General features: G+C 72.5%; 19 protein-coding genes. 7 read left to right on the top strand and 12 right to left on the bottom strand.

The window, feature by feature from the left end; translation table 11 throughout:
- Positions 1-12: 12 nt before the first annotated feature.
- Both KZ813_RS15130 and KZ813_RS15135 read left to right on the top strand, forming a co-directional pair.
- Positions 13-1,647 carry a tetratricopeptide repeat-containing sulfotransferase family protein gene (locus tag KZ813_RS15130; protein WP_219755820.1) on the top strand — a complete coding sequence of 545 codons (1,635 nt, stop codon included), beginning with the start codon at positions 13-15 and terminating at the stop codon, positions 1,645-1,647.
- A 125-nt stretch (positions 1,648-1,772) separates the two neighbouring features.
- Complete coding sequence (locus KZ813_RS15135) at positions 1,773-2,987, top strand: aspartyl protease family protein (protein ID WP_308461907.1); 1,215 nt, start codon at positions 1,773-1,775, stop codon at positions 2,985-2,987.
- A 70-nt stretch (positions 2,988-3,057) separates the two neighbouring features.
- Here the strand turns inward: KZ813_RS15135 and KZ813_RS15140 are convergent, their stop codons facing one another.
- Entirely contained in the window at positions 3,058-3,252 is a 195-nt protein-coding gene (locus KZ813_RS15140) for a hypothetical protein (protein ID WP_219755962.1), read from the bottom strand.
- A 41-nt stretch (positions 3,253-3,293) separates the two neighbouring features.
- Between KZ813_RS15140 and KZ813_RS15145 the strand changes: the two genes are divergently transcribed.
- Positions 3,294-4,085: a class I SAM-dependent methyltransferase gene (locus tag KZ813_RS15145; protein ID WP_219755821.1), complete on the top strand. Its 792-nt coding sequence runs from the start codon at positions 3,294-3,296 to the stop codon at positions 4,083-4,085.
- Positions 4,086-4,243: 158 nt separating this feature from the next.
- Here KZ813_RS15145 and phaR read toward each other — a convergent pair whose 3' ends face one another.
- Positions 4,244-4,801, bottom strand: coding sequence for a polyhydroxyalkanoate synthesis repressor PhaR (gene phaR, locus KZ813_RS15150; protein ID WP_219755951.1), 558 nt, complete (start codon positions 4,799-4,801; stop codon positions 4,244-4,246).
- 13 nt (positions 4,802-4,814) lie between these two features.
- Between phaR and KZ813_RS15155 the strand changes: the two genes are divergently transcribed.
- The gene (locus tag KZ813_RS15155) at positions 4,815-5,894 is read left to right on the top strand and encodes an alpha/beta fold hydrolase (RefSeq protein WP_258046838.1); all 1,080 of its coding nucleotides are present in this window, start codon (positions 4,815-4,817) and stop codon (positions 5,892-5,894) included.
- 163 nt (positions 5,895-6,057) lie between these two features.
- Here KZ813_RS15155 and alr read toward each other — a convergent pair whose 3' ends face one another.
- Positions 6,058-7,101, bottom strand: coding sequence for an alanine racemase (alr, locus tag KZ813_RS15160; protein ID WP_219755822.1), 1,044 nt, complete (start codon positions 7,099-7,101; stop codon positions 6,058-6,060).
- Positions 7,102-7,184: 83 nt separating this feature from the next.
- Here alr and KZ813_RS15165 point away from each other — a divergent pair, with 83 nt between their 5' ends.
- Positions 7,185-7,769 (top strand): NADPH-dependent FMN reductase, encoded by a 585-nt coding sequence (locus KZ813_RS15165; RefSeq protein WP_219755823.1) that lies wholly within the window; start codon positions 7,185-7,187, stop codon positions 7,767-7,769.
- A gap of 13 nt (positions 7,770-7,782) precedes the next feature.
- Here KZ813_RS15165 and KZ813_RS15170 read toward each other — a convergent pair whose 3' ends face one another.
- Positions 7,783-8,154, bottom strand: a complete 372-nt coding sequence (locus tag KZ813_RS15170) for a response regulator (protein WP_219755824.1) — start codon at positions 8,152-8,154, stop codon at positions 7,783-7,785.
- A gap of 92 nt (positions 8,155-8,246) precedes the next feature.
- Complete coding sequence (locus KZ813_RS15175) at positions 8,247-9,245, bottom strand: SDR family oxidoreductase (protein ID WP_219755825.1); 999 nt, start codon at positions 9,243-9,245, stop codon at positions 8,247-8,249.
- Positions 9,246-9,499: 254 nt separating this feature from the next.
- Here KZ813_RS15175 and KZ813_RS15180 point away from each other — a divergent pair, with 254 nt between their 5' ends.
- Entirely contained in the window at positions 9,500-12,619 is a 3,120-nt protein-coding gene (locus tag KZ813_RS15180; protein ID WP_258046839.1) for a PAS domain S-box protein, read from the top strand.
- Positions 12,620-12,685: 66 nt separating this feature from the next.
- Here KZ813_RS15180 and KZ813_RS15185 read toward each other — a convergent pair whose 3' ends face one another.
- From KZ813_RS15185 to KZ813_RS15210, 6 genes are all read right to left on the bottom strand, one after another.
- A complete protein-coding gene (locus KZ813_RS15185) occupies positions 12,686-13,552 on the bottom strand; it encodes an NmrA/HSCARG family protein (protein ID WP_219755826.1) in 867 nt (288 codons plus the stop codon).
- A gap of 362 nt (positions 13,553-13,914) precedes the next feature.
- Positions 13,915-14,616 (bottom strand): hypothetical protein, encoded by a 702-nt coding sequence (locus tag KZ813_RS15190; protein ID WP_219755827.1) that lies wholly within the window; start codon positions 14,614-14,616, stop codon positions 13,915-13,917.
- Positions 14,613-15,413, bottom strand: a complete 801-nt coding sequence (locus tag KZ813_RS15195; RefSeq protein WP_219755828.1) for a metallophosphoesterase family protein — start codon at positions 15,411-15,413, stop codon at positions 14,613-14,615. The genes KZ813_RS15190 and KZ813_RS15195 overlap by 4 nt, the downstream gene beginning before the upstream one ends.
- A gap of 27 nt (positions 15,414-15,440) precedes the next feature.
- Complete coding sequence (locus KZ813_RS15200) at positions 15,441-16,361, bottom strand: hypothetical protein (protein ID WP_219755829.1); 921 nt, start codon at positions 16,359-16,361, stop codon at positions 15,441-15,443.
- Positions 16,362-16,918: 557 nt separating this feature from the next.
- Positions 16,919-17,074, bottom strand: a complete 156-nt coding sequence (locus KZ813_RS15205; protein ID WP_219755830.1) for a hypothetical protein — start codon at positions 17,072-17,074, stop codon at positions 16,919-16,921.
- A 293-nt stretch (positions 17,075-17,367) separates the two neighbouring features.
- Positions 17,368-18,543, bottom strand: coding sequence for a glycerophosphodiester phosphodiesterase family protein (locus KZ813_RS15210; protein ID WP_219755831.1), 1,176 nt, complete (start codon positions 18,541-18,543; stop codon positions 17,368-17,370).
- Between the two features lie 397 nt (positions 18,544-18,940).
- Between KZ813_RS15210 and KZ813_RS15215 the strand changes: the two genes are divergently transcribed.
- Complete coding sequence (locus KZ813_RS15215) at positions 18,941-19,138, top strand: hypothetical protein (RefSeq protein WP_219755832.1); 198 nt, start codon at positions 18,941-18,943, stop codon at positions 19,136-19,138.
- A gap of 1,186 nt (positions 19,139-20,324) precedes the next feature.
- Here KZ813_RS15215 and KZ813_RS15220 read toward each other — a convergent pair.
- Positions 20,325-21,392, bottom strand: coding sequence for an AAA family ATPase (locus tag KZ813_RS15220; RefSeq protein ID WP_219755833.1), 1,068 nt, complete (start codon positions 21,390-21,392; stop codon positions 20,325-20,327).
- Positions 21,393-21,404 lie beyond the last annotated feature (12 nt).

Raw genomic sequence — 21,404 nt, forward strand, 5'->3', positions numbered from 1 at the left:
GAGCAGCGAGGCATGTCAAACCGAGGATCGCGCCGCCGCGGCGGCAGCGGCGACCCCGCCGCCGCGCGCGCCGCGATCGAGCGCGCGCTCGCCGCGGGCGACGTGCCGCGCGCCGCCGCGCTGGCCGAGGCCGCGCTCGCCGCGGGCGCGAGCGACCCGATGTTCCTCAACCTCGCGGCGTGGCGCCGCGAGGAGGCGGGCGACTATGGCGGGGCGCACGCGCTGCTGCGTCGCGCGCTGGCGCTGGCACCGGGGGACGTGCTGATCGCCGGCTCGATCGGCGCGGTGCTGCGCAAGGAGGGCCGCCACGACGAGGCGCTGGCGGTGCTCGACCGGGTCGTCGCCGCCGCGCCGCGCCACGCCGCCGCCTGGCTCGAGCGCGGCTACACGCTCGACTCGCTCAAGCGCGAGGAGGAGGCGGGGGACAGCTATCGCCGCGCGCTCGCGATCGACGCGACGCTGGCGCCCGCGCACGGCCGCCTCGCCGACACCGCGGCCCGGCGCGGCCGGACCGAGGAGGCGCGCGACCAGGCCGCGCGCGCGCTGGCGCTCGACCCGCACGAGCCCGCCGCGCGCGCCGCGCTCGCCACCGTCGCGATCGAGGCGCGCGACGGCGCCGCGGCCGAGGCGCTGCTGCGCCCGCTGGTCGATCGCGTCCGCGGCGACGACCGCACGCGCACGCTCACCCTGCTGGGCGACTCGCTCGACCGGCAGGACCGCGTCGAGGCGGCGTTCGACTGCTATCGCGCCGCGCAGGCGAACTTCCGCGAGGTCTACCGCGACTCGCTTGCCCCCGGGCCGGGGCGGCCGTCGCACCGTGCCTTCGTCGAGCGGATCGCGGCGCAGCTCGACTCGCCGCGCCCGCCCGCGCCCGACGGCGACGTGGCGGGGGCGGCGCGGACCCACGTCTTCCTGCTCGGCTACCCGCGCTCGGGCACCACGCTGGTGGAGAACGTGCTGGCGAGCGCGCCGGGCGTGACCGCGCTGGAGGAGCGCGAGACGATGGCGGGCACCGACGGCGTGCTGGTGCAGAACGACGGCGCGATGCCCGATCTCGCCGCGCTCGACCCGGCGCTACGCGATCGGCTGCGCGCCGATTACTGGCGGCGAGTCGCCGCGATGGGGGCGGCGACCGCGGGCACGTTCGTCGACATGAACCCGCTCAACGGCGCCAAGCTGCCGCTGATCGCCGCGCTCTTCCCGCGCGCACGCGTGCTGGTGATGCGCCGCGACCCGCGCGACGTGGTGCTGAGCTGCTACCGCATCAATTTCACGCCCAGCCCCGCGGCCTGGTGCTTCAGCGACCTGGAGGAGGCCGCGCGCCACTATGACGCGCTGATGACGCTGACCGAGCGCGCGCGCGCGACCCTGCCGCTCGCCTTCCACGAGGTGCGCTACGACCGGCTGGTGAGCGACTTCGCGCCGACGGTGCGCGCGATGGCGGACTTCATCGACCTGCCCTGGACCGACGCGTTCACGCGCTTCGACCGCACCGCGCAGCGCCGCGGCGTGCGCACCGCGAGCGCCACCCAGGTCCGCCGCGGGCTGTACGACGGGCGCGGCCAGTGGCGCCGCTACGCCGACCAGCTCGCGCCGGTGCTGCCGATCCTGCGCCCCTGGATCGAGCGGTTCGGCTTCGCGGACTGAGCGCGGTCCTCCCCGCGCCGGTGCCCACGGCCGCGCGCCGCGGGGGCGGCGGACCGCCGATGACGGGACACGCCGCGACCCGCTCTCCCGCGTGACTCGCCGCGGCGATGCGCTACACCCGCGCGGTGCGCGCCCGATCCCTCCTGCTGCTGCCGCTGCTGCCGCTGCTGCCGCTGCTGCTCGCCGCCGCGCCGCCGCTGCCCGAACCGCGCGCCGCCTGGGCCGGGAGCAGCGCGCTCGCGCCCGACGCCGAGGCGCGCTGGGTCGACTTCGACCTCACCCCCGGCAACCAGATCCGCTTCCGCATGACGCTCGACGGCCGCACCGTCACCGCGGTGCTCGACACCGGGGTGAGCTACTCGGTGCTGGCGAGGCGCTATGCCGCGGCGAACCGGCTGACGGTGCGCGCCGAGGGACAGGCGACGGTGATCGGGGGCAGCGTCGACGTCGGCCGCGTCGCCACCGCGTCGCTGACGCTCGGCGGGCTGACCCGGCGCGGCGGCAGCCTCGCGGTGGCCGAGCTGCCCGCCGCCGCGACGGGCAGCGCCACCGCGGTCGACCTGCTCGTCGGGCGCGACCTCACCGCCGCCTACGCGCTCGACATCGACTATGGCGCGCGCCGCTTCCGCCTGCTGCGCAGCGGGCGGGTGCCCTTCGCCGGGCTGAGCGCGCCGCTGGCGATCGCGCCCGACCGGCTGGTCTATGTCAGCGAGATCGCGCTCGGGCGCGCGCGGCTCCGCCCGATGGTGGTCGACACCGGCGACGGCTCGTCGATCACGCTCGGCGCCGAATCATGGGCGACCGTGGGCGCGGCGGCGCGCGCGGTGCCGACCACCACCACCGTCTCCTACGGACTCGCCGGCGCGGTGGTGAGCGAGCTCGCGGTCGTGCCGCGGCTGCAGGTCGGCCGCGTCGCGGCGCGCGACGTCGAGCTGCGGGTCGAGCCCGTCGGCGGCTTCTCCGACACGATCGGGGTGGCGGGGCGGATCGGCTCGGGCTTCCTGCAGCGCTATCGCGTGCTGCTCGACCCGACGGCGGGGCACATGCTGCTGCGCGCGCTGCCCGGCGGTGCGGCGGTGGCGCGCTCGACCAGCGGGCTGCTGCTGGGGCTGGCGAGCGACCGGCTGAAGGTGCTCCACGTCATGCGCGGCGGCCCCGCCGCGGCGGCGGGCTGGCGCAGCGGCGACGCGATCTGCGCGGTCGACGGGGTCGCGGTCGGGCCGGGCTACGTGGGCGAGGCGGTGGCGGGATGGGCGACCGGCGCGCCGGGGCGCGCGGTGCGGCTGACCCTGTGCGACGGCGCCGGCGAGCGTGTGCTGGTGCTGCGGCGCTTCTATTAGGGTCTGATCCAGGGCGCCTCCGCGCGAATGATCTTCCTCGCGCCTCCGCAGCGTCAGGCGTCCCGCGCGATCACCCCTTCAGCGCGACATAGCCCGTCACCGCCAGCGCGATCAGCGCGGCCACCTGCACCAGCGTCCAGTCGACCCAGCCGACCGCGTCGGGATCGTCGCGGCGCGCGCGGCGGTGCGCGCGCCAGCCCGCGAACAGCGCGAGCGCGAGCGCCAGCGACGCGATCGCGGCGAGCGAGGCTTGCGCATCGCTCACGCGCGCGTCAGCCTGCGCGCCATCGTTCCGGAGGATCGCCGATGCATCGTCTCGCCTGCTCCCTGCTGCTCGCCGCGCCCCTGCTCGTCGCGGCCAGCACCCCCGCCGTCCCCACGCCGATCGCCGCCGCGGTCGCCGCACCGACCCGCGCCGCCGCCAACGTGGCGCGCGACCGCTATCGCCACCCGGCGCAGACGCTCGCTTTCTTCGGGGTCAAGCCCGGCGACACGGTGGTGGAAGTGTGGCCGGGCGGCGGCTGGTACACCGAGATCCTCGCGCCGCTGACCGCGCGCGCGGGCGCCTATTACGCCGCCGGCCCGTGGGAGAAGGGGCTGGGCGCGGTGCGCGCGCTCCAGGCCAAGGACGCGGCCACCTACGGCAAGGTCAAGCTCGCCGCCTTCCCGGCGGAGGCGGGGCAGCCGGGCGTGCCCGACGGCAGCGCCGACGTGGTGCTGACCTTCCGCAACGTCCACAACTGGCGCTTCGGCGGCGAGGATCGCGCGCGCGCGATGTTCGCGGCGATGTACCGCATGCTCAAGCCGGGCGGCACGCTCGGCGTGGTCGAGCACCGCCTGCCCGAGTCGCGCCCGAGCGCGGCGGAGGAGAAGAGCGGCTATATGAAGCCGAGTTCGGTGATCGGCTTCGCCACCGCGGCGGGATTCAAGCTGGCGGGGCGCTCCGAGATCAACGCCAACCCCAGGGACAGCGCCGACTGGCCCGAGGGGGTGTGGACGCTGCCGCCGAGCTACGCGCTGAAGGACAAGGACCGCGCCAAATACGCCGCGATCGGCGAGAGCGACCGGATGACGCTGCGCTTCGTCAAGCCGCGCTGAGGGGAGGGGGCGGGGAGAGCGACTTTCCCCGTCGCCAGCGTCATCCTGAGCTTGTCCCAGGATTCACCGTGCCGGGGACCGAGGCGCGGGTGAAGGGGAGGATCACGTCGGTGTCGGGCGAGGCCGCGGCCTCCCGCGCGTTCCCGCGACCGCCCCCCTCACTCGCCCAGCTTGTCGACCTTGTCGCGCAGCTGCGCCAGCTCGGCCTTCAGCGCGGCGATCTCGCCGTCCTTGCCCGCGGCGGGCGCGATGCCGCCGGCCGGCGCGGGGGTCGCGCCCGGTTTGAACGCGTTCGCCGCGGCCTCGAACATCTCCAGGTTGCGCTTGGCGATGTCGGCGAAGGGCGAGCCGGCGAAGGCGCCCTCCACCGCGGTCTTGAACTGCGCCTGGTTGCGGCGGAAGCTCTCCATCGACGCCTCGAGATAGTCGGGCACCATCGCCTGCATCGAATCGCCGTACAGCGCGATCAGCTGGCGGAGGAAGTTGACCGGCAGCATGGTCTGGCCGCGGCTCTCCTCCTCCATGATGATCTGGGTGAGGACATTGTGCGTGATGTCCTCGTCGGTCTTGGCGTCCACCACCTTGAACTCGCGCCCCGCGCGCGTCATCGCGGCGAGATGCTCCAGCGTGATGTAGGACGAACTCTCGGTGTTGTAGAGCCGGCGGTTGGCGTACTTCTTGATGACGACCACGCCGTCGCCCTGCTGTTTCTTCATCGCGCGAGCCCTCATGACCGACCTTCCCTTCGGTAACGCACAATTTTTCGCGCCGCAACACGGGCGCGACGTGCCCCGGCCGCTGCCGCTGTTCCTCGACATGCTGCGCCGCGAGACCGCAGCATCGCCCGAGCGCCGCGCCGCCGCGCTGGCGGGGCTGCGCCGCTACCAGGAGGCGCCGCGCGCGCGCCGCCGGATGAAGCCGGTGCGGCATCGCCGCGGCGCGGCACGGCTGCGCGACGGCGGCGGGGCGGCGGACGCCCCGCCGGTGGTGCTGGTGCCGTCGCTGATCAACCCGCCCTCGGTGCTCGACCTCGCGCGCGGGCGCTCGCTGGTCGACCATCTCGCGGGCGCCGGCTTCCACCCGTGGCTGCTCGACTGGGGCCATCCGCGACCGCGCGACGCCGCGGTCGACCTCGCCGGCCACGTCAGCGAGCGATTGCTGCCGCTGGTGGCGCGGCTCGGTCGGCCGCCGCTGCTCGTCGGCTATTGCCTCGGCGGCACGCTCGCGCTCGCCGCCGCGGCGCTGCTCGGCGCGCGCTGCGCCGGTGTCGCGACGGTGGCGGCGCCGTGGCGTTTCGCGGGCTATGGCGAGCCCGCGCGCGCGACGATGCGCGCGCTATGGGGGCGGGCCGAGCCGGCGTGCCGCGCGCTCGGCGTGCTGCCGATGGAGGTGCTCCAGGCCGGTTTCTGGCAGCTCGACCCGGCGCGCACCGTCGCGAAATACGAGGCGCTGGCGTCCGCGGACGCCGCGACGCTGGCGCGCTTCGTGCGGCTCGAGGACTGGGCCAACGCCGGGGCGCCGCTGACCTATGCCGCCGGGGCGGAGCTGTTCGGCGCGCTGGTGGGCGAGGACGCGCCCGGCGCGGGGGCGTGGCGCGTCGGCGGGCGGGCGGTCGGGCCGGACGCGCTGGCCTGCCCGTCGATCGAGTTCGTCTCGCTGAGCGATCGGATCGTGCCCGCGGCCACCGCGGCCGGGCTGGCGGCACGGCGCGACGTCGGCGCGGGCCATGTCGGGATGATGGTCGGCGGGCGCGCGGGCGCGCTGCTCTACGAGCCGCTGGCGGCATGGCTAAGCGGGGTGGCGGCGTGAGGGGGCGCGGGCGTCACGCGGTCGCGAGTGTAGCGATCCCCGTCACCCTCACCCTTCCCACCCGGCTACGCCGGGCGGGCCCCCTCCCTCCCCCAGCGGGAGAGGAAGGGAGGCGCGCAGCGCCGGAAGGGTGAGGGTGATCCCGAGGGCAACGGCGTACCCCTCACCAGCGCCGCTCGAGCCGTCGCCCCAGCCCGGTGAGCAGCTCATACTGGCTCACCCCGCTCGCCGCCGCCATCGCGGGCAGGTCGGGGTCGAAGCGCAGCCAGTCGCCCTCGGCGACGTCGGCCGCGGTGGCGTCGAGCGCGACCAGGTCCATCGAGACCCGCCCGATCACCGGCAGCGCGGCGTCGCCGGCATAGGCGCGGCCGCGGCCGGAGAAGGCGCGGTAATAACCGTCGGCATAGCCCAGATTGGCGATCACCACGTCGGTGTCCGCCGGCGCGCGCCAGGTCGCGTTATAGCCCACCGTCTCGCCCGCGCGCACGCGGCGGCGCTGCAGCACCTCGGCCGCGATCGTCGCGACCGGGCGCAGCACGTCGGCGAGCGCGGGCACCGGCACGCCGCCGTACAGCGCGAGGCCCGGCCGCGTCAGGTCGAAGTGATAGTCGGGGCCGAGCGCGATGCCCGCCGAGTTGGCCAGGCTCATCCGCCGCGCCGCGGTCCGCCCCGCCAGGGCGGCGAAACGCGAACGCTGCGCCGCGTTGAGCGGGTGGCCGGGCTCGTCGGCGCAGGCGAGGTGGCTCGCCAGCGTGTCGAGCGCGAGCCCGTCGAGCAATCCGGCGGCGACGTCCTCGGGCCCGACGCCGAGCCGGTTCATGCCGGTGTCGACCATCACGTCGCACGCGCGGCCCGCGCCCGCCTCGCGCCAGCGCCGCACCTGCGCCGCGGTGGAGAGGATGGGGCGGACCCCGGGCAGATCGGCGTGGCCGAGGTCCGCGGCGCGCGCGCCGTGGAGCACCGCGACCCGCGCCGCGCCGCCGGCGAGCGCGGGGGCGAGCGCCGCCGCCTCGGCCCAGGTGGCGACGTAGAAGTCGCGGCAGCCCGCGGCGGCGAGCCGAGTCGCCACCGCGACCGCGCCGAGCCCGTAGCCGTCCGCCTTCACCGCGGCGCCGCACGCCGCCGCGCCGCTCAGCCGCGCCAGCGCGCGCCAATTGTCGGTGAGCGCGGCGGCGGAGCAGTCGAGGCGGTGCGGGGCGTCGGTCATCGCCCCCGCGCCTAGCGCGCCCGCGCGGGCCGCGCCACCGCGCGGGGCTTTACCCGACCCGATGCGGCGGGCAGGACGGCGCGATGAACGTCCTGATCCTCTACGGCTCGTATCGCGCCGATCGCACCGGCATCCGGCTCGCGCGCTATCTCGTCGACCGTTTCGCCGCGCGCGGCGACGCGCCCACGCTCGTCGACGCCAAGGCGGTCGGGCTGCCGCTGCTCGACCGGATGTACAAGGAATATCCCGCGGGCGAGGCGCCCGCGGCGATGGAGCGGCTGGCCGGGCAGATCCGCGGCGCCGATGCCTTCGTGTTCGTCGCCGGCGAGTATAATTGGGGCCCGCAGCCGGGGCTGAAGAACCTCACCGACCATTTCCTGGAGGAATGGTTCTGGCGCCCCGCGGCATTGGCCAGCTACTCGGCCGGGCGGCTCGGCGGCGCGCGCAGCAACAGCGCCTGGCACGCGATCCTGCCCGAGATGGGGATGCCGGTGATCTCGAGCACCCTGGTGGTCGGCCCGATCGCGCAGACGCTCGACGCCGAGGCGCGGCCGACCGGGGGCGCGGGCGAGTCGCTCGAGCGCCAGTTCGGCCGCTTCGCCGACGACCTCGCCTGGTGGGCGGAGGCGGCCAAGGCGCAGCGCGCGCGGCTCGCGCCGCCCTATTGAGCGGCTGCGCCGATCAGTGCGCCAGCAGCTGGTCCAGCTCGCGCGACAAGGCCTCGAAGCGATAGGGCTTCGCCAGGAAGCGGCCCGCGTCGGGGATGGCGGCACTGGTCGGCCGCATGTCCCCCGAGGTCAGCAGGATGCGGATCGCCGGCCAGCGCCGGTGCACCTCGCCCGCGAGCTGAAGACCGTCCATCGTGCCGGGCATGCGGATGTCGGTGAACAGCACCTGGACCTTGTCGCCGTGCTCCAGCCGCTCGAGCGCCTCGTCGGCGTCGCCCGCCTCGATCACGCGATAGCCGGCCTCGGCCAGCGCGTCGGCACCGATCATGCGGACGAACAGCTCATCCTCGACGAGGAGGACGGTGGTGCCGCAAGACTGACCCATAAGCTGACCTACCCTACTGATCTATCGGGTTTAACCCTGCCGCGGCGCGGGGCGTTCCGCGGCAACAGTCTAACCTAGGTAGACGCTGGCGCTCAGCCGCGCCCGCGCAGCCGCGCCAGCACCGCGAGGCCGAGCCCCGCGCCCACCGCGGTGGCGGCGGCGAGCTTGTGCCGGCCGGCGGCGTCGTAGAGGCTCACCGAGCGGCCGTGCTGGTCGCGCGAGCGCTCGCGCCCGTCGTCGAACGGCGCCGCCAGATTGTCGCGCCGGGCCGGCGCGCGCGTGCGGTCCTGGATCATCGGCAGCAGTCTGTGGCCGAGCTTGTCGAGCAGCGGCGGGACATGCTCGGCCACCAGCACCTGCAGCCGCCCGGTGCCGCCGACGGTGATGTCGCGCTTCGGATGCTGCGCCGCCTCGAGGATCGCCTCGGCGACCAGCTCGGGGGCGTAGACCGGCGGCGGCAGCAGCGCGGCGCCGTCGAGATGGTTCGCGGCGTGCTCGGCGATCGGCGTGTCGATCCCCGAGGGCTTCACCAGCGTCACCGAGATCGGCAGGCGATCGCCCTCGATCTCGATGCGCAGCGAGCCGACATAGCCCTTCACCGCGTGCTTGCTCGCGGCATAGGCGCCCATGCCGGCGGTGGGGATGTCCGACACGATCGAGCCGACCGTGATCAGCGCCCCGCCGGCGCGCTGGAGCTGCTCGACCGCGGTGAGGCAACCGTGCACCGCGCCGAGATAGTTGGTGCGCATCAGCCGCTCGTGCTCGTCCATCGGCGTGTCGACCAGCTTGGCGTAGATCGCCACGCCCGCGGCATTGACCCAGGTGTCGATGCGGCCGAACCGCTCCACCGCCTTGGCGGCGGCGCGCTGGACGTCGCGCAGGTCGCCGACGTCGGCGGTGGCGAACTCGGCCTGGCCGCCCGCGGCCTCGATCTCGCGCGCGATCGTCGCCAGCGCGTCGCTGTCGCGCGCGACCAGCACCACCTTGGCGCCGCGCGCCGCCGCGGTGCGCGCGGTGACCAGCCCGATGCCCGAGCTGGCACCGGTGATCAGGATCACCTGCTGGTCGATCGGCTTGAGCTGCGGGGTCATGGGGATCCTCTCGTCATTGTGCCGGAGGTAACCCGCGCGGGCGGCGATCGGTTCATCAGGCGCCCCCGGGCGCCCGACGGCGCGGGCGGGGTGTCCGCGAGCGACGTGGCACCGACCCTGCCCCCCCTTACGCGGGAGCCCTGGTGGCAATGGGACCGCTGGCGCGTCGCGCGCCGGTAACTATTCTGAAAGCCAACGTAGATCAGACACATCCCGCCTGCCACTGATTGACACAGGCGGGGCGGAGGCCAGACATGCCGGGCATGACCCAACGCCAGTCGCGCAACGTCTCGCTGACCCCCGAGCTGGAGTCCTTCATCAGCGACGCGCTCGGCTCGGGCGATTACGGCAACGCCAGCGAGGTGGTGCGCACCGCGCTCAAGCTGCTGCGCGACCGCGGCGCGCCGCGTGCCGCGCCGGCATGGCCGATCGGCGGCGGCGAGACGGGGGCGATGATCCGCGCGCGCGACTGGGCGCGCAGCGCGCTCGGCGCGCTCGCCGACTGGTCGCCGCAGCTGCGCACCACGGTGGCCAACGTGGTCAACTCGCCCGTGCCCAAGGTGCTGATGTGGGGCCGCGAGGGCGTGATGCTCTACAACGACGCCTATCGCGCGATCGCGGGCGCGCACCATCCCGCGGCGCTGGGCCAGACCGCGGCGAGCGTCTTCCCCGAGATCTGGGACTGGAACCGCGCCATCCTCGAGCGCGGCTTCGCGGGCGAGATCGTCTCCTACCGCGACCAGCCCATGACGCTGCTGCGCGACGGCGCGCCGGCCGAGCTGGTCTTCGACCTGTTCTACACCCCGGTCTACGAGGCCGACGGCGCGGTGGGCGGGGTGCTCTGCACCGTGATCGACAATACCGGGCGGGTCGAGCTGGAGCGCCGGCTGGCCGACGGCGAGGCCGAGCTGCGCACCGTCACCGACGCGCTGCCGCTGCTGGTCTCCTTCATCGACCGCGACCATGTCTTCCGCTTCGCCAACCGCTACTACCTCGAGTGGTTCGGGCTGAGCCCCGCGCAGGTCGTCGGCCGCCACGCGCGCGACGTGATCGGCGCGGAGAATTACGCGCAGCGCCGCGCGCTGATGGACCGCGCGCTGGCGGGCGAGACGATCGAGTCCGACTCGGCGATCCGCCACGGCGACGGCAGCCTGCGCCGCGCCGACGTGCGCTACCTGCCGCGCCGCGCCGCCGACGGCAGCGTCACCGGCTTCCAGGTGATCGTGCTCGACGTCGAGGAGCGTGTCCGCCGCGAGGAGGCGCTCGACGCCAGCAACGCGCGCTTCCGCGCCGCGATGGAGGCGATGCACGGCGTGTTGTGGACCAACGACGCGCACGGCCGGATGGTGGGCGAGCAGCCCGGCTGGGGGCTGCTCACCGGCCAGCGCGTCGAGGATTATCAGGGGCACGGCTGGTCCGCCGCGGTCCATCCCGACGACGTCGCGCCGACGCTGGCGGCGTGGGAGCAGGCGGTCGCGGCCCGGTCGACCTTCGTGTTCGAGCATCGCGTGCGGCGCCACTGCGGCACCTGGCGCACCTTCGCGGTCCGCGCGGTGCCGCGGCTCGACGAGCACGGCGCGATCGCGGAGTGGGTCGGGGTTCACACCGACATCACGCACCAGCGCGCCGCCGAGGCCGCGCTGCGCGACCATGCCGAGCAGCTCGAGCGCCAGGTGCGCCACCGCGAGCGCGCCGAGGAGCAGCTGCGCCAGCTCAACGAGACGCTCGAGACCCGCGTGATCGACGAGATCGCCACGCGCCGCGCCGCCGAGGCCAAGCTGGCGCAGGCGCAGAAGATGGAGACGGTGGGCAAGCTCACCGGGGGCGTGGCGCATGATTTCAACAATCTGCTCCAGGTCGTCTCGGGCAACCTGCAGCTGCTGCAGAAGGACGTCGCGGGGAACGAGCGCGCCGAGACCCGCGTCGCCAACGCGCTGGCGGGCGTGTCGCGCGGGTCGCGGCTGGCGTCGCAGCTGCTCGCCTTCGGGCGGCGCCAGGCGCTCGAGCCCAAGACGGTCAACGTCACGCGCTTCGTGCGCGGCATGGACGACATGCTGCGCCGCGCGATCGGCGAGGGGATCGAGGTGGAGACGGTGTTCGGCGGCGGCCTGTGGAACACCTTCATCGATCCCGGCCAGATCGAGAACGCGCTGCTGAACCTCGCGATCAACGCGCGCGACGCGATGGAGGGCCAGGGCAGGCTCACCATCGAGCTGGCCAACGCGCACCTCGACGACGAATATGCGCGCCGCCACGACGAGGTGACGCCGGGCCAATATGTCATGCTCGCGGTGAGCGACACCGGCAGCGGCATGACCCCCGAGGTGCTGGAGAAGGTGTTCGAGCCCTTCTTCTCGACCAAGGCCGAGGGCAAGGGCTCGGGGCTGGGGCTGTCGATGGTCTACGGCTTCGTCAAACAGTCGGGCGGGCACGTCAACATCTACTCCGAGCCGGGCCATGGCACGACGATCCGGCTGTACCTGCCGCGCGCGCTGGAGCGCGAGGACGTCGAGGTGGCGGTCGACACCGGGCCGATCACCGGCGGCACCGAGACGGTGCTGGTGGTCGAGGACGACGACGAGGTGCGCGCCACCGTGGTCGAGCTGCTCGCCGAGCTGGGCTATCGCGTGCTCAAGGCGGTCGACGCGCAGAGCGCGCTGAACGTGGTGGAGAGCGGCATCGCGATCGACCTGCTCTTCACCGACGTCGTGATGCCGGGCACGCTCAAGAGCCCCGAGCTGGCGCGCAAGGCGCGCGAGCGGCTGCCCGAGATCGCGGTGCTGTTCACCTCGGGCTATACCGAGAACTCGATCGTCCACGGCGGGCGGCTCGACGCGGGGGTGGAGCTGCTCTCCAAGCCCTATACGCGCGAGGCGCTGGCGCGGAAGATCCGCCACGTGCTCGCCAACCAGCATCAGCGCGCCGCGCTGCCGCCCCGCGCCCCCACTGCCGCCCCCGCCCCCGCCGCTCCCCTCGCCGTGCCGCCGGCGCCGTCACCGCGCGCGACGATCCTGCTGGTCGAGGACGATTCGCTGATCCGCTCGGCGACCGCGGAGGTGTTGCAGGAGGCGGGGCAGGTGGTGGTCGAGGCCGCCAGCGCGGAGGAGGCGATGGCGGCGCTGCAGACCGCGCCGATCGACGTGCTGATCACCGACATCCACCTGCCCGGCAGCTCGGGGCTGGCACTCGCCGAGCGCGCCGCCGCGCTGCGCCCGGGGATCCGCGTGGTGGTGGCGAGCGGCGACACCGGCTCGGTCGACGCCGCGGCGGCGGGGGTGCGGCTGCTGCCCAAGCCCTATGGCGCCGCCGACCTGCTGCGCGCGATCGGCGCGCCGGCGGCGCCGCGCGCGCTGGCGCGCGAGGGGGAGGCGTAGGTCCGACGTCGGACCGCCGGGGAGGCGAGGTGACGACGGTCGGCGGCCCCGCCGCCGCGGGTGGCGCTAGGCGGCGGCGAGCCGCAGCGCGGTCTCGCGGTACGTGTGCAGCGGCCGGCCGAGCAGCGCGGTGAGGCGCTCGCGATCGCCGTCGTGCGGGATCATCCCGTCGCTGACGTAGCGCTCCGCCATCAGCCGCATCTCATAGGCGGTCCAGCGCGGCATGACCGCCGCCATGGTCCGCTCGAAGCCGCTCGGATCGTCGCCGCCATAGGCGACCGGGCGGCCGAGCACGTCCGACCAGATCGCCGCGACGTCCGCGCCGGTGAGCGTCTCCGGGCCGACGAGGTTGATCGTCTCGAGCGGCAGCTTGCCCGGCGCGCGCTCGCGGCGGACCAGCTCGATCGCGGCGACCTCGGCGATGTCGCGCGCGTCCACCATCGCGATGCCCTTGCCGCCGATCGGCATCGGGTAGACGCCGTGCTGCAGGATCACGTCCCGCACCATCGCCTCATTGTCGATGAAATAGGTCGGCCGCAGGATCGTGGCGCCGGCGCCCGTCGCGGCGAGCATCCGCTCGGCCCCGGACTTCACCGCGAAATGCGGCACGTTGACTGCCTCGTCCGCGTCGAACACGGAGAGGTAGACGATCCGGTCCACGCCGGCCTCGCGCGCGACGTTGAGCGTGATGATCGCCTGGGTGAATTCGTCGCCCGTCACCGCGTTGAGCAGGAACAAGGTGGTGACGCCGTCGAGCGCGGCGCGCAGCGAGTCGATGTCGAGCAGGTCGCCCCGCACGGCCTCGACCGCGGCGGGGAAGTCCGCCTTGGCGGGGTCGCGCGTCAGGACCCGGACACCGGCGTCGCGGACGAGCAGCTGGTCGACGACGTGGCGGCCGACGCGGCCGGTGGCGCCGATGACGAGAATGGTCATGAGAGATCTCCTTCGTGGGTCATGCTGACGAAGGCGAAGATGCGTGTTCCACCGTGGCGCGAATAGCCCGCGATTCAGGACGCGGCGTCTCTCCCACGGAACAGTCGCGCGAGGATCAGGGCCGCTCGCGGCGGCGACCGATCGGGCGCGCGACCCGACGATGACCCTCGTCGCGCGGATTCGTCGGCGTGCTCGTGCGCCCGCGGGAGCCGAGGGCCACGCGCACCATCCCCGCGGCCCCGCACCCCGGCTCGCGCCGGCGCACGGTTCAGCTCGGGCGAAGCTCGTCCTGATCCGGGCGGTGGCGTGAGCTCACGGCGAGAGGCGCGCGCATCGGCCCGCCCGGGCGAGCGGCGCCACGCTCACCACTGCCGGCGGAAGCCGCGGATCGCCACCACCGACTCGCGCCGGGCGCGCTGGGTGCGCGCGGTGACGTCGGTCTCCTCCTGCGCGGGGCTGGCCATGGCCAGGGCGCCGCTCGCCGGCTCGGGCGACGGCGCCGGCGGCACCGCGACCGCGATCACCGCGGGCTCGACCGCGGCCGCGACCTGCACCGTCGGCACGACCGCGGGCGCGCGCGCGACCCCGGCGGAGGCGACGGATCGGTCGCGCGAGCGCGTGGCGCCCGGGTCGCGGGCGGGCATCGCCGCGGGCCGCGGACGCGGACTCGGCGCGACCAGCGCCAGCTCAGGGGCGGGGGCAGGAACGGCCGCGGGAGCGGGGGTCGAGGGTGCCGGCGCCGCGCCGGGCGGCGTTGCCGCGCGCGCCACCGCGCGCGGGCGCTCGCTCGCCGGCGCCACCCGGTCGCGGGGCGCGTCGGGGAGAGCGCCGGGCTCGACGATGAGGAACCCGACCGCCGCGAGCGCCCCCACGGCGGCGAGGCCGAGCGTGGCCGAGGCGCGGCGCGACCGCACCAGCGATCGCGCGAGCGAGCGGACGAGCCCGCGCGGCACGGACGCGGCGCTCTCCCGCCCGCCGACCGCCGCGGCATCGGGTTCGCCCAGCACGGACAGCAGCGCGGCGTCGAGCCGCGCGTCCTCGAAGGCGGCGGGCGGGCGGGTCATCGCGCCGCCGCCGCGGCCAGACGGTCGCTCGCGCCCGGGCGCACCGCCACGACCGGCTCGGTCGCGCGCGGATCCACCTGGAGGAACCAGCGCTCGCCGTCCTCCAGCCCCATCGCGGTGAGCCGCCCGGTGCGATACGCCCCGGTGTCGATCCCGACGCGGTTAGGGCGCACGTCCGGGCCGCCCTCGACGATCGTGTGGCCGTGCACCACGGTGACCCCGTGATCCTGGTGGGAATCGAGGAACTCCTCGCCGATCCACAGCAGGTCTCGCGCCGTCTGGCGCCCGAGCGCGACGCCCGGCCGGATCCCGGCATGGACGAAGAGATGGTCCTCGTGGCGCAGCGTCAGCGGCAACCGCTCGAGCCAGCCGAGCACGTCGCGGCCGACCAGCTGCGCCGCCGCGCGCAGCTCGCGCAGCGTCGGCAGCGCGTCGGTCAGCGCGGGCGCCGCGCCCCAGCTGAGCAGCGTCTCGCGCCCGCCGAAGTCGAGCCACGCGCGATAGGCCCAGAGATCGCCGCGGAGCGCGTGCACCATCATCTCCTCGTGATTGCCCTTGAGCACCGTGAACCGCGGGTTGAGCTGGCTCAGCCGCATGCACCCGCGCACCAGCCGCGCGCTGTCCGGGCCGCGGTCGACGATGTCGCCGAGCAGCACGATCCGGGTGGTGGCGCGCGCGCGCGCGGCATGGTCGCGCTCGATCGCGCGCATCAGCTCCCCGAACAGGTCCAGGCGGCCGTGAAGGTCGCCGATCGCGTAGATCCGACTCGCCTCGCCCGCGTGATCGCCGCCGCTCACCCCATCGTCACCCTCGTGCCCACGCGCTCACTCGCGCGCGCGTGATAGACCCACCGACACGGCCACGCCCGCCGAGAAGCTGGCCGCACCGCGCGACAGGCCCGCGGTGGTGAACCCGGTGAGCCGCAGCGGTGTTCCCGCCAGCCGCGTGGAGGCGCCCGCGAACAGCTCGTGCGCGTCTTCCACCAGCCGCGTCGCCGCGCGCGCATAATGGTAGGAGGTCAGCAGATACGCGTCGCGCCCGATCGCGAAGGAGGCGCCCGCCGAGGCCGCCGGGCCGTCGCGCAGGTCGTAGGACGCGGTGTCGCCGAGGAAGCGATAGGTCACCGACACGAACGGGGTCACCGCGCCGAGCGGCAGCGACGCGTCGGCGCCCAGCGCATAGTCGTTCTCGCCGCTGGAGAGCCCGCTGCGCCGCGTCGCGGTGTTGATCTTGGCGCGCCCCGACAGTTCGAGCTCGACCGGACTGCCCGCGGGCGCGATCGTGTAGGCGGCGCCGAGCGTGAGGTCGCCGATGCCCTCGGCGGTGCGCTTCACCGCCGAGGTGTTGGGCGCGACCAGCACCGGGGTGGCGTCGATGCCGGTGAAGACGGTCGAGCGGCTGCGGATGCGCATCCACGGCAGCGACGCCGAGAGCGTGAGATCGTCGAGCCGCAGCCGCGCGCCCAGAGCGGAACTCCAGATCGTCGTCGTCGAGCCGGTGCCGAAGTCGCCCTCGCCGTAGATGCCGCCGAGCGACACGTCGAGCGTCGCGTCGTCGCGGTCGAGCCGGTCCATCGCCTGGGGCACGGTCGCGGCGGAGACGGTCGCGGTCGCGCTCGACGGCGAGATCGCGCTCGTCGCGTCGTAGCGCACGACGCGCTCGGGCGGATCGAGCATCTGGGCCGCCGCCGGCGCGGCGAGGAGGGCGAGCGCGAGCGCGGCGAGCGCCGCTCCGTGGTGGGTCATCGTGTGTCTCCCTCGCGCCGGCATCGCGGCGCCGGCCGGGGTCGTGAAGGCCGCGGCGCTGTCTTGTTAACCAATGCCTTAACCGATCAAGTCCGGGGTGAGACAGCACCGATCGCGCCCTCGCGGCGCGTGCCGCGCTTGGACGCGACGGCCGGGTGCGTCGCGCGGGACAAGCGTCGCGGCGATCCAGGAGTCGTCGGCTCCCGGCAGCGGGCAGGCGGGTATCGCGGCGTCGCCGATCCCGCTCCCCGGCGCGATCGCGCGTCGGCGCGCGCCGCGCCGTCGCCGCACCATTGGTTCATTATGGGACAGAGGCGCGCGCGACGGGAGGACATCGCGTCCGGGTCGACCGATCTTCTCGGGAGCGGGCGCCGCGTTGCCCGCGCGCCGGGAGCGAAGCGGCCCCCGCCCCGGCGCGTCTCCTAAAGTCTGGTCCACCTCCGTCGATCCGTGCTCCGGCGAACGCCGGGTCCGAGTGCCGCAGGCGTGACGCTCGTGGCACTAAGCCCCTGCGTCCGAGAGGGCACCGCGTTGGCTTCCATCAGATGGACCGGCCTCTAGCACGCCGTCGTCGCCCCGCACGCCGTCGCGCCGCTCGCCCGGTCGGCCTCGGCGCGCTCGATCATGCGGATGCGGCTGCTCGCCTGGTCCGCGGCCTCGATCCGCTCGGCGGCGTGCCGGGCCTGCGCCTCGGCGCTCTCCGTCAGCGGCACGGTCGCCCCGGGGGGCGAGGCGGTGGGCGGGGCGGCGGCGCCGGGTCGCGCGCCCGGCGCCGGCGCGGATACGACGGTGACCCGACCGTCATCGGTTGGATCAGCGGCGTCGCGGCCGCGCGGCCGAACAGCGACGGCGACGGCGCCGGCGACCAGCGCGACGGCGACCAGGGAGATCAGCCGCCGCCATGAGCGGGACGGTAACGGGGGCATCGATCGATCCGGACAGGGTGGACGTGACGGTCGCGCGCGGTGGAGACGGCGCGCGGCAGATCACCGCGCGCTGCCGCCCGTCAGCAGAGGTTGGAGTCGAACTTGTTCGGGGAGACGTAGGAGACCTGGTGACCCACGTCGCCCATCACGTCCCAGACGATGAAGTCCGCGCCGGACTTGTCGGCGAAGTTGGTCTTGGCGGTGCGCGCCTGCGTGTTGAAATAGGCCGCGGCGTTGTCGTTGCCGCGGAACTGGAACAGCGTGCAGGTGCCGTTGATGGTGCGTCCGGCGTCGGGATTGGGGACGATCGACATGCGGCGCCGATCGTGGTTGGCCGCCCATTGCAGCGCCGCATAGGCGGCGTTCGTCGCGTTCGCGTTGTTGGCGGGCACGCTGGCGCTGACGATCGGCATCTCGGCGCCGTCGCTGCCCTTCGCCGCATTGGCCCAACAGGTCAGATAGTCGTTGATCGTGTACTTGGTGCCGAAGGCCTCGATGCCCGCGTCGTCGTCCTCGGTGATGTCCAACTCGCCGTCGTTGATCTGCGGGATGATCTTGACCCCCAGCAGCCCGTGCGATTTCTCATAGTCGTAGCAGGTGTTGGCGCCGCTCGCGGTCGCGTCGCCGGCGATCGCGCGATGGACGAAGAACTTGAGATAGACGTTGGCGGTCGAGTGGATGTCGCGGACCTGCTGCGCCGCCTTCGAGAAGACGGTCGCGTCCTGCACGTCGAGCACGATCATGAAGTTGCTCCTCATGATCTCGGGATGATTGTCCCACAGGGCCTTCAGCATCGAGTAGAGGCTCTGCACATGGTCGCCGTCGCCGCTGAGCGACGGATAGAAGACGGTGGCGCCGCGGCCGTACGCCTTGAGCGCCTTGCTGCGCCAGAACTCGGTGTCATGCTCGGCGAAATGGACCGTCGTGGCGCTGCCCTGGTTCTTGAGCAGAACGTCGACCGCGTTGAGCTTGCCGGCGTAATTGTCCTGCTCGGTCGAGCGACCCGAGAGGAAGTCGTGGACGATGAGGACATCGCCCGACGAATCGAGCCGCAGGTCGAGCTCGACCCCGCTCAGCCCGAGTTTGTACGCGCGCACCACGGAGTCATAGGAATTCTCGGGCAGCGTCTGGCGGCTGTCGACGTCGTGGAAGACGCCGCGATGCGCGATCACCGCCGGTGCCGCCGCGACGATGGTAGGTGTCAGCGGCGCGATCAGTGCCGCAGCGTGGGAGATCAATCGGAGGACCCGCTTCATCTTGTTGTTTTCCTGAATAAATGAATACCGCCGCCACGTGAGGGTGGCGGCGGTATGATGTACGCCGGTGATAGCGGGTGCATTGAACGCCTCCGCTACCGTCTCTATTGTAGCGCGGACGGGCCAGGACCGTGCCGAGGTGGAGCGGAAACATCGCGGGCCGAAGCAAACTCCTTGATCGCGCGCGAGACATGGCCGTGAGATCTGTCGGAGTACCGGCCGCGCGCGTTGCCCGGCCGAGGAGCCGGTCCCGAGATCGCGGTGGCGGGCCGCGATCGACGCGGCCGGATCGCGCGCTCGGGGGTAGGTCGACGATGTGCCGTTATCGCCCCGAAGTCGCGAAGCGGGCGCGCGTCGAGGACTCCCGGGAGGCGCACGGGCGTGTTAGGCAGGGTAGATGCTGAAAACCCGGATGAAGCGGCTCGCCGCCAGAGACTCGCGCGCCGTGCAGTTCCTCGCCGACGTCGAGCGGTCGATCGAGGGCCTGGAGAACGAGGACCTGCTCGACCTGGCCGACATCTTCAGGGGCGAGCGACGCGGCCCGCTGGGTGAGATCGCCGCGCGCGAGATGGCGCGGCGCGACATCAGTCTCTGAGCGCTCGGCGTGCCCGGGCCACGCCGGGCCGGCGAGGCGTGAGATCCCTCCGGGCTGACCGTCACCCGGCGGACGCGGGCGCGTGGCCCTGGGCTCCTTCGCGCGCAGGCGCACCCCGCTGGTTCACACCAGTCGGATCAGCCTCTGCCGCGCGGTCGGCCAGTCGCTCGCCGGACAGACGTCGCGCGGGCGGGCGGTCATACATCAGGGGAAATGCCGAAGTCGCTCTATCCGGTCCCTCAGCTGAGGCGCTGAGAAGGACCGGATAGAGCCGACTTACGTGGTGGGCGTGGCAAGGATTGAACTTGCGACCCCTGCGATGTCAACACAGAACAACCCAACTGCTCCGGTCAACAATTCACCAAAAAAGCCCTCACTTGCAGCGCCTTAGCCTGCACTCGCCCGTAAGTTAGCCGCGAGGGGAGTGCGGTGCAATAGCGCCAGTTCCACGTTCGTTGTGACAAGAATGTGATTGTTCTTGCCCCCCTGGTTCCCCCGAAAGTGGTCTTTCGGGTACCTTCGCAGGGATACCGAATTACACAAGAGAGGCGCGTGAGACCGGGTATGGAACCGCTCAGATCGATGGCCGGGTCTTCTGTACCACGTGCCGCCCCCTACCCCCACCCTCCGTGGAGGAGCAGCAATCCCGCAAGCTCGTAGGCGGACTAGTTTCGCCTGAATCTTCGCCGACGCGGAGTTGGCGGCACAACCGCTGATTGATACTGCCTCAACCCGGCATCGCTCGTTAGAATGCTCACCTGCATGCCCGATCGCGCATAATACGCTGCCACACTGGCGATGGTGGCGTCTCCGATGCCGACCTGACGGGCAGCCATGGCTGGCCAGTCCTCGACGAGCCTGCCGAGATGCTCCTCTGACCAAAGGCTGCTTTGCTCTACGAACGCTCCCCAAGGAGTGTCGGCGTTCAGGGCGGCTCGTAGTTGACCCATCAGTCGTAAGGCTGCTTCGTGGCGATGTTCGCTTCCATGTGCGATGAAGTTCCCGGCTTCGATGACCGCCGCAATCGGAAGAACGAGAGTTGCGCCGCTAGCAACAGCCGCGTCTAACTCCCGCGTAGCTCTCTCATAATCATAGCGTTCATCCCCGCTTCCAGCGGTTTCGCGGCCTGGGACCCGCAGCCAACAGCACAAGACTGATGTGTCGATGATGACTACCGACTGCGACATTACGAGTCAGCGTTCTGGCGGTGGATGGCTTCCTCGATCAATCCTTCGCTTGTGAGTCGGCCGACCTGGCCGTGTGCTAGAAGCTTAGGCAAATCTCTGATGTCCTCCAGCAGCGTAAGTCTGCTAAAGCCAGCTTCCGGGTCGCGGTGAGCAACCGTAGTCATTGGGATCATCTCCAATCCCATGCGGTCAAGCAGGGCTGGATTGTGAGTCGTCACGACGATGTCCACCGATCTCCGCGTGCCTACCGTCCTTAGAACATCAAGTAGCAACCCGGAACGCGAAGGATGAAGACCGTTGTCAACTTCCTCCACAACTAAGAGGCTGCCTTTTGGTCGAGTTAATAGAGCCACCACTATCGCTAGGAAACGAAGCGTGCCATCCGACATACCACGAGCATCGACAACGGGAGCTTCGTGACTCCCGTTCCACTGCTCCTCACAATACAGCATCGCGTCGCTTTTAAACTTGCCAACCACCTCAGCGTAGACCCGATTAATGTCTCTCTCTGGGAGCTGCTTGCCGTAATTAGTAAGTTCCTCCTCAACGGCTCGCCGCTCGTCGTGAGGCAGCGCGGCTAGAACACCCGCTATGTTCCGTGCGTCACTCTCCAGCCTATCTGAAAGGGGCGAGAAGCCACGCATATGAGACGGGATCGGATCCAGGATGAAGATGCTTTGTAAAGCGGCGAGAACTTGGCTAACGCCGTCCTCGATCTCAGATCTCAACTTCTGTCCGCGAAGCTGATGGAGGATGACGCTGGATCGGCTCAGCTGGCGAGGTGTGCCTCGCTTCTCATTGTATAAACGCGCCGTGATGTTCGGCGAGTCGGGAGCTAGTGGGTCAGTGGTGTAGAGCTTTATGCGGCCGCTTTCCGTGAACGTACCATCTCTTCTCGCGCGGTAGCGTACACGTTCAAGCTGCTCTGCCAGAAGCTCACAGCGATTGTCACGGATAACGCAACTAAGCTCGTACTCGTAGCTGGTGATGTCGCCGAGTTGAACGCCGACGGCGAGCTTGAAAGAGTCTCCGGGCTGCCGCGCGGCCCACTCCAGACCACCACGCATGCCGTTCGTTAT

This window comes from Sphingomonas folli (assembly GCF_019429525.1).
GTDB lineage: Bacteria > Pseudomonadota > Alphaproteobacteria > Sphingomonadales > Sphingomonadaceae > Sphingomonas > Sphingomonas folii.

Bases quoted from the DNA above. Each gene is read 5' to 3' on its own strand.
- KZ813_RS15130 (WP_219755820.1), top strand. From the start codon at position 13: ATGTCAAACCGAGGATCGCGCCGCCGCGGCGGCAGCGGCGACCCCGCC.
- KZ813_RS15145 (WP_219755821.1), top strand. From the start codon at position 3,294: ATGCATCGTCTCGCCTGCTCCCTGCTGCTCGCCGCGCCCCTGCTCGTC.
- phaR (WP_219755951.1), bottom strand. From the start codon at position 4,801: ATGAAGAAACAGCAGGGCGACGGCGTGGTCGTCATCAAGAAGTACGCC.
- KZ813_RS15155 (WP_258046838.1), top strand. From the start codon at position 4,815: ATGACCGACCTTCCCTTCGGTAACGCACAATTTTTCGCGCCGCAACAC.
- alr (WP_219755822.1), bottom strand. From the start codon at position 7,101: ATGACCGACGCCCCGCACCGCCTCGACTGCTCCGCCGCCGCGCTCACC.
- KZ813_RS15165 (WP_219755823.1), top strand. From the start codon at position 7,185: ATGAACGTCCTGATCCTCTACGGCTCGTATCGCGCCGATCGCACCGGC.
- KZ813_RS15170 (WP_219755824.1), bottom strand. From the start codon at position 8,154: ATGGGTCAGTCTTGCGGCACCACCGTCCTCCTCGTCGAGGATGAGCTG.
- KZ813_RS15175 (WP_219755825.1), bottom strand. From the start codon at position 9,245: ATGACCCCGCAGCTCAAGCCGATCGACCAGCAGGTGATCCTGATCACC.
- KZ813_RS15180 (WP_258046839.1), top strand. From the start codon at position 9,500: ATGCCGGGCATGACCCAACGCCAGTCGCGCAACGTCTCGCTGACCCCC.
- KZ813_RS15185 (WP_219755826.1), bottom strand. From the start codon at position 13,552: ATGACCATTCTCGTCATCGGCGCCACCGGCCGCGTCGGCCGCCACGTC.
- KZ813_RS15190 (WP_219755827.1), bottom strand. From the start codon at position 14,616: ATGACCCGCCCGCCCGCCGCCTTCGAGGACGCGCGGCTCGACGCCGCG.
- KZ813_RS15200 (WP_219755829.1), bottom strand. From the start codon at position 16,361: ATGACCCACCACGGAGCGGCGCTCGCCGCGCTCGCGCTCGCCCTCCTC.
- KZ813_RS15210 (WP_219755831.1), bottom strand. From the start codon at position 18,543: ATGAAGCGGGTCCTCCGATTGATCTCCCACGCTGCGGCACTGATCGCG.
- KZ813_RS15215 (WP_219755832.1), top strand. From the start codon at position 18,941: ATGCTGAAAACCCGGATGAAGCGGCTCGCCGCCAGAGACTCGCGCGCC.
- KZ813_RS15220 (WP_219755833.1), bottom strand. From the start codon at position 21,392: ATGCGTGGTGGTCTGGAGTGGGCCGCGCGGCAGCCCGGAGACTCTTTC.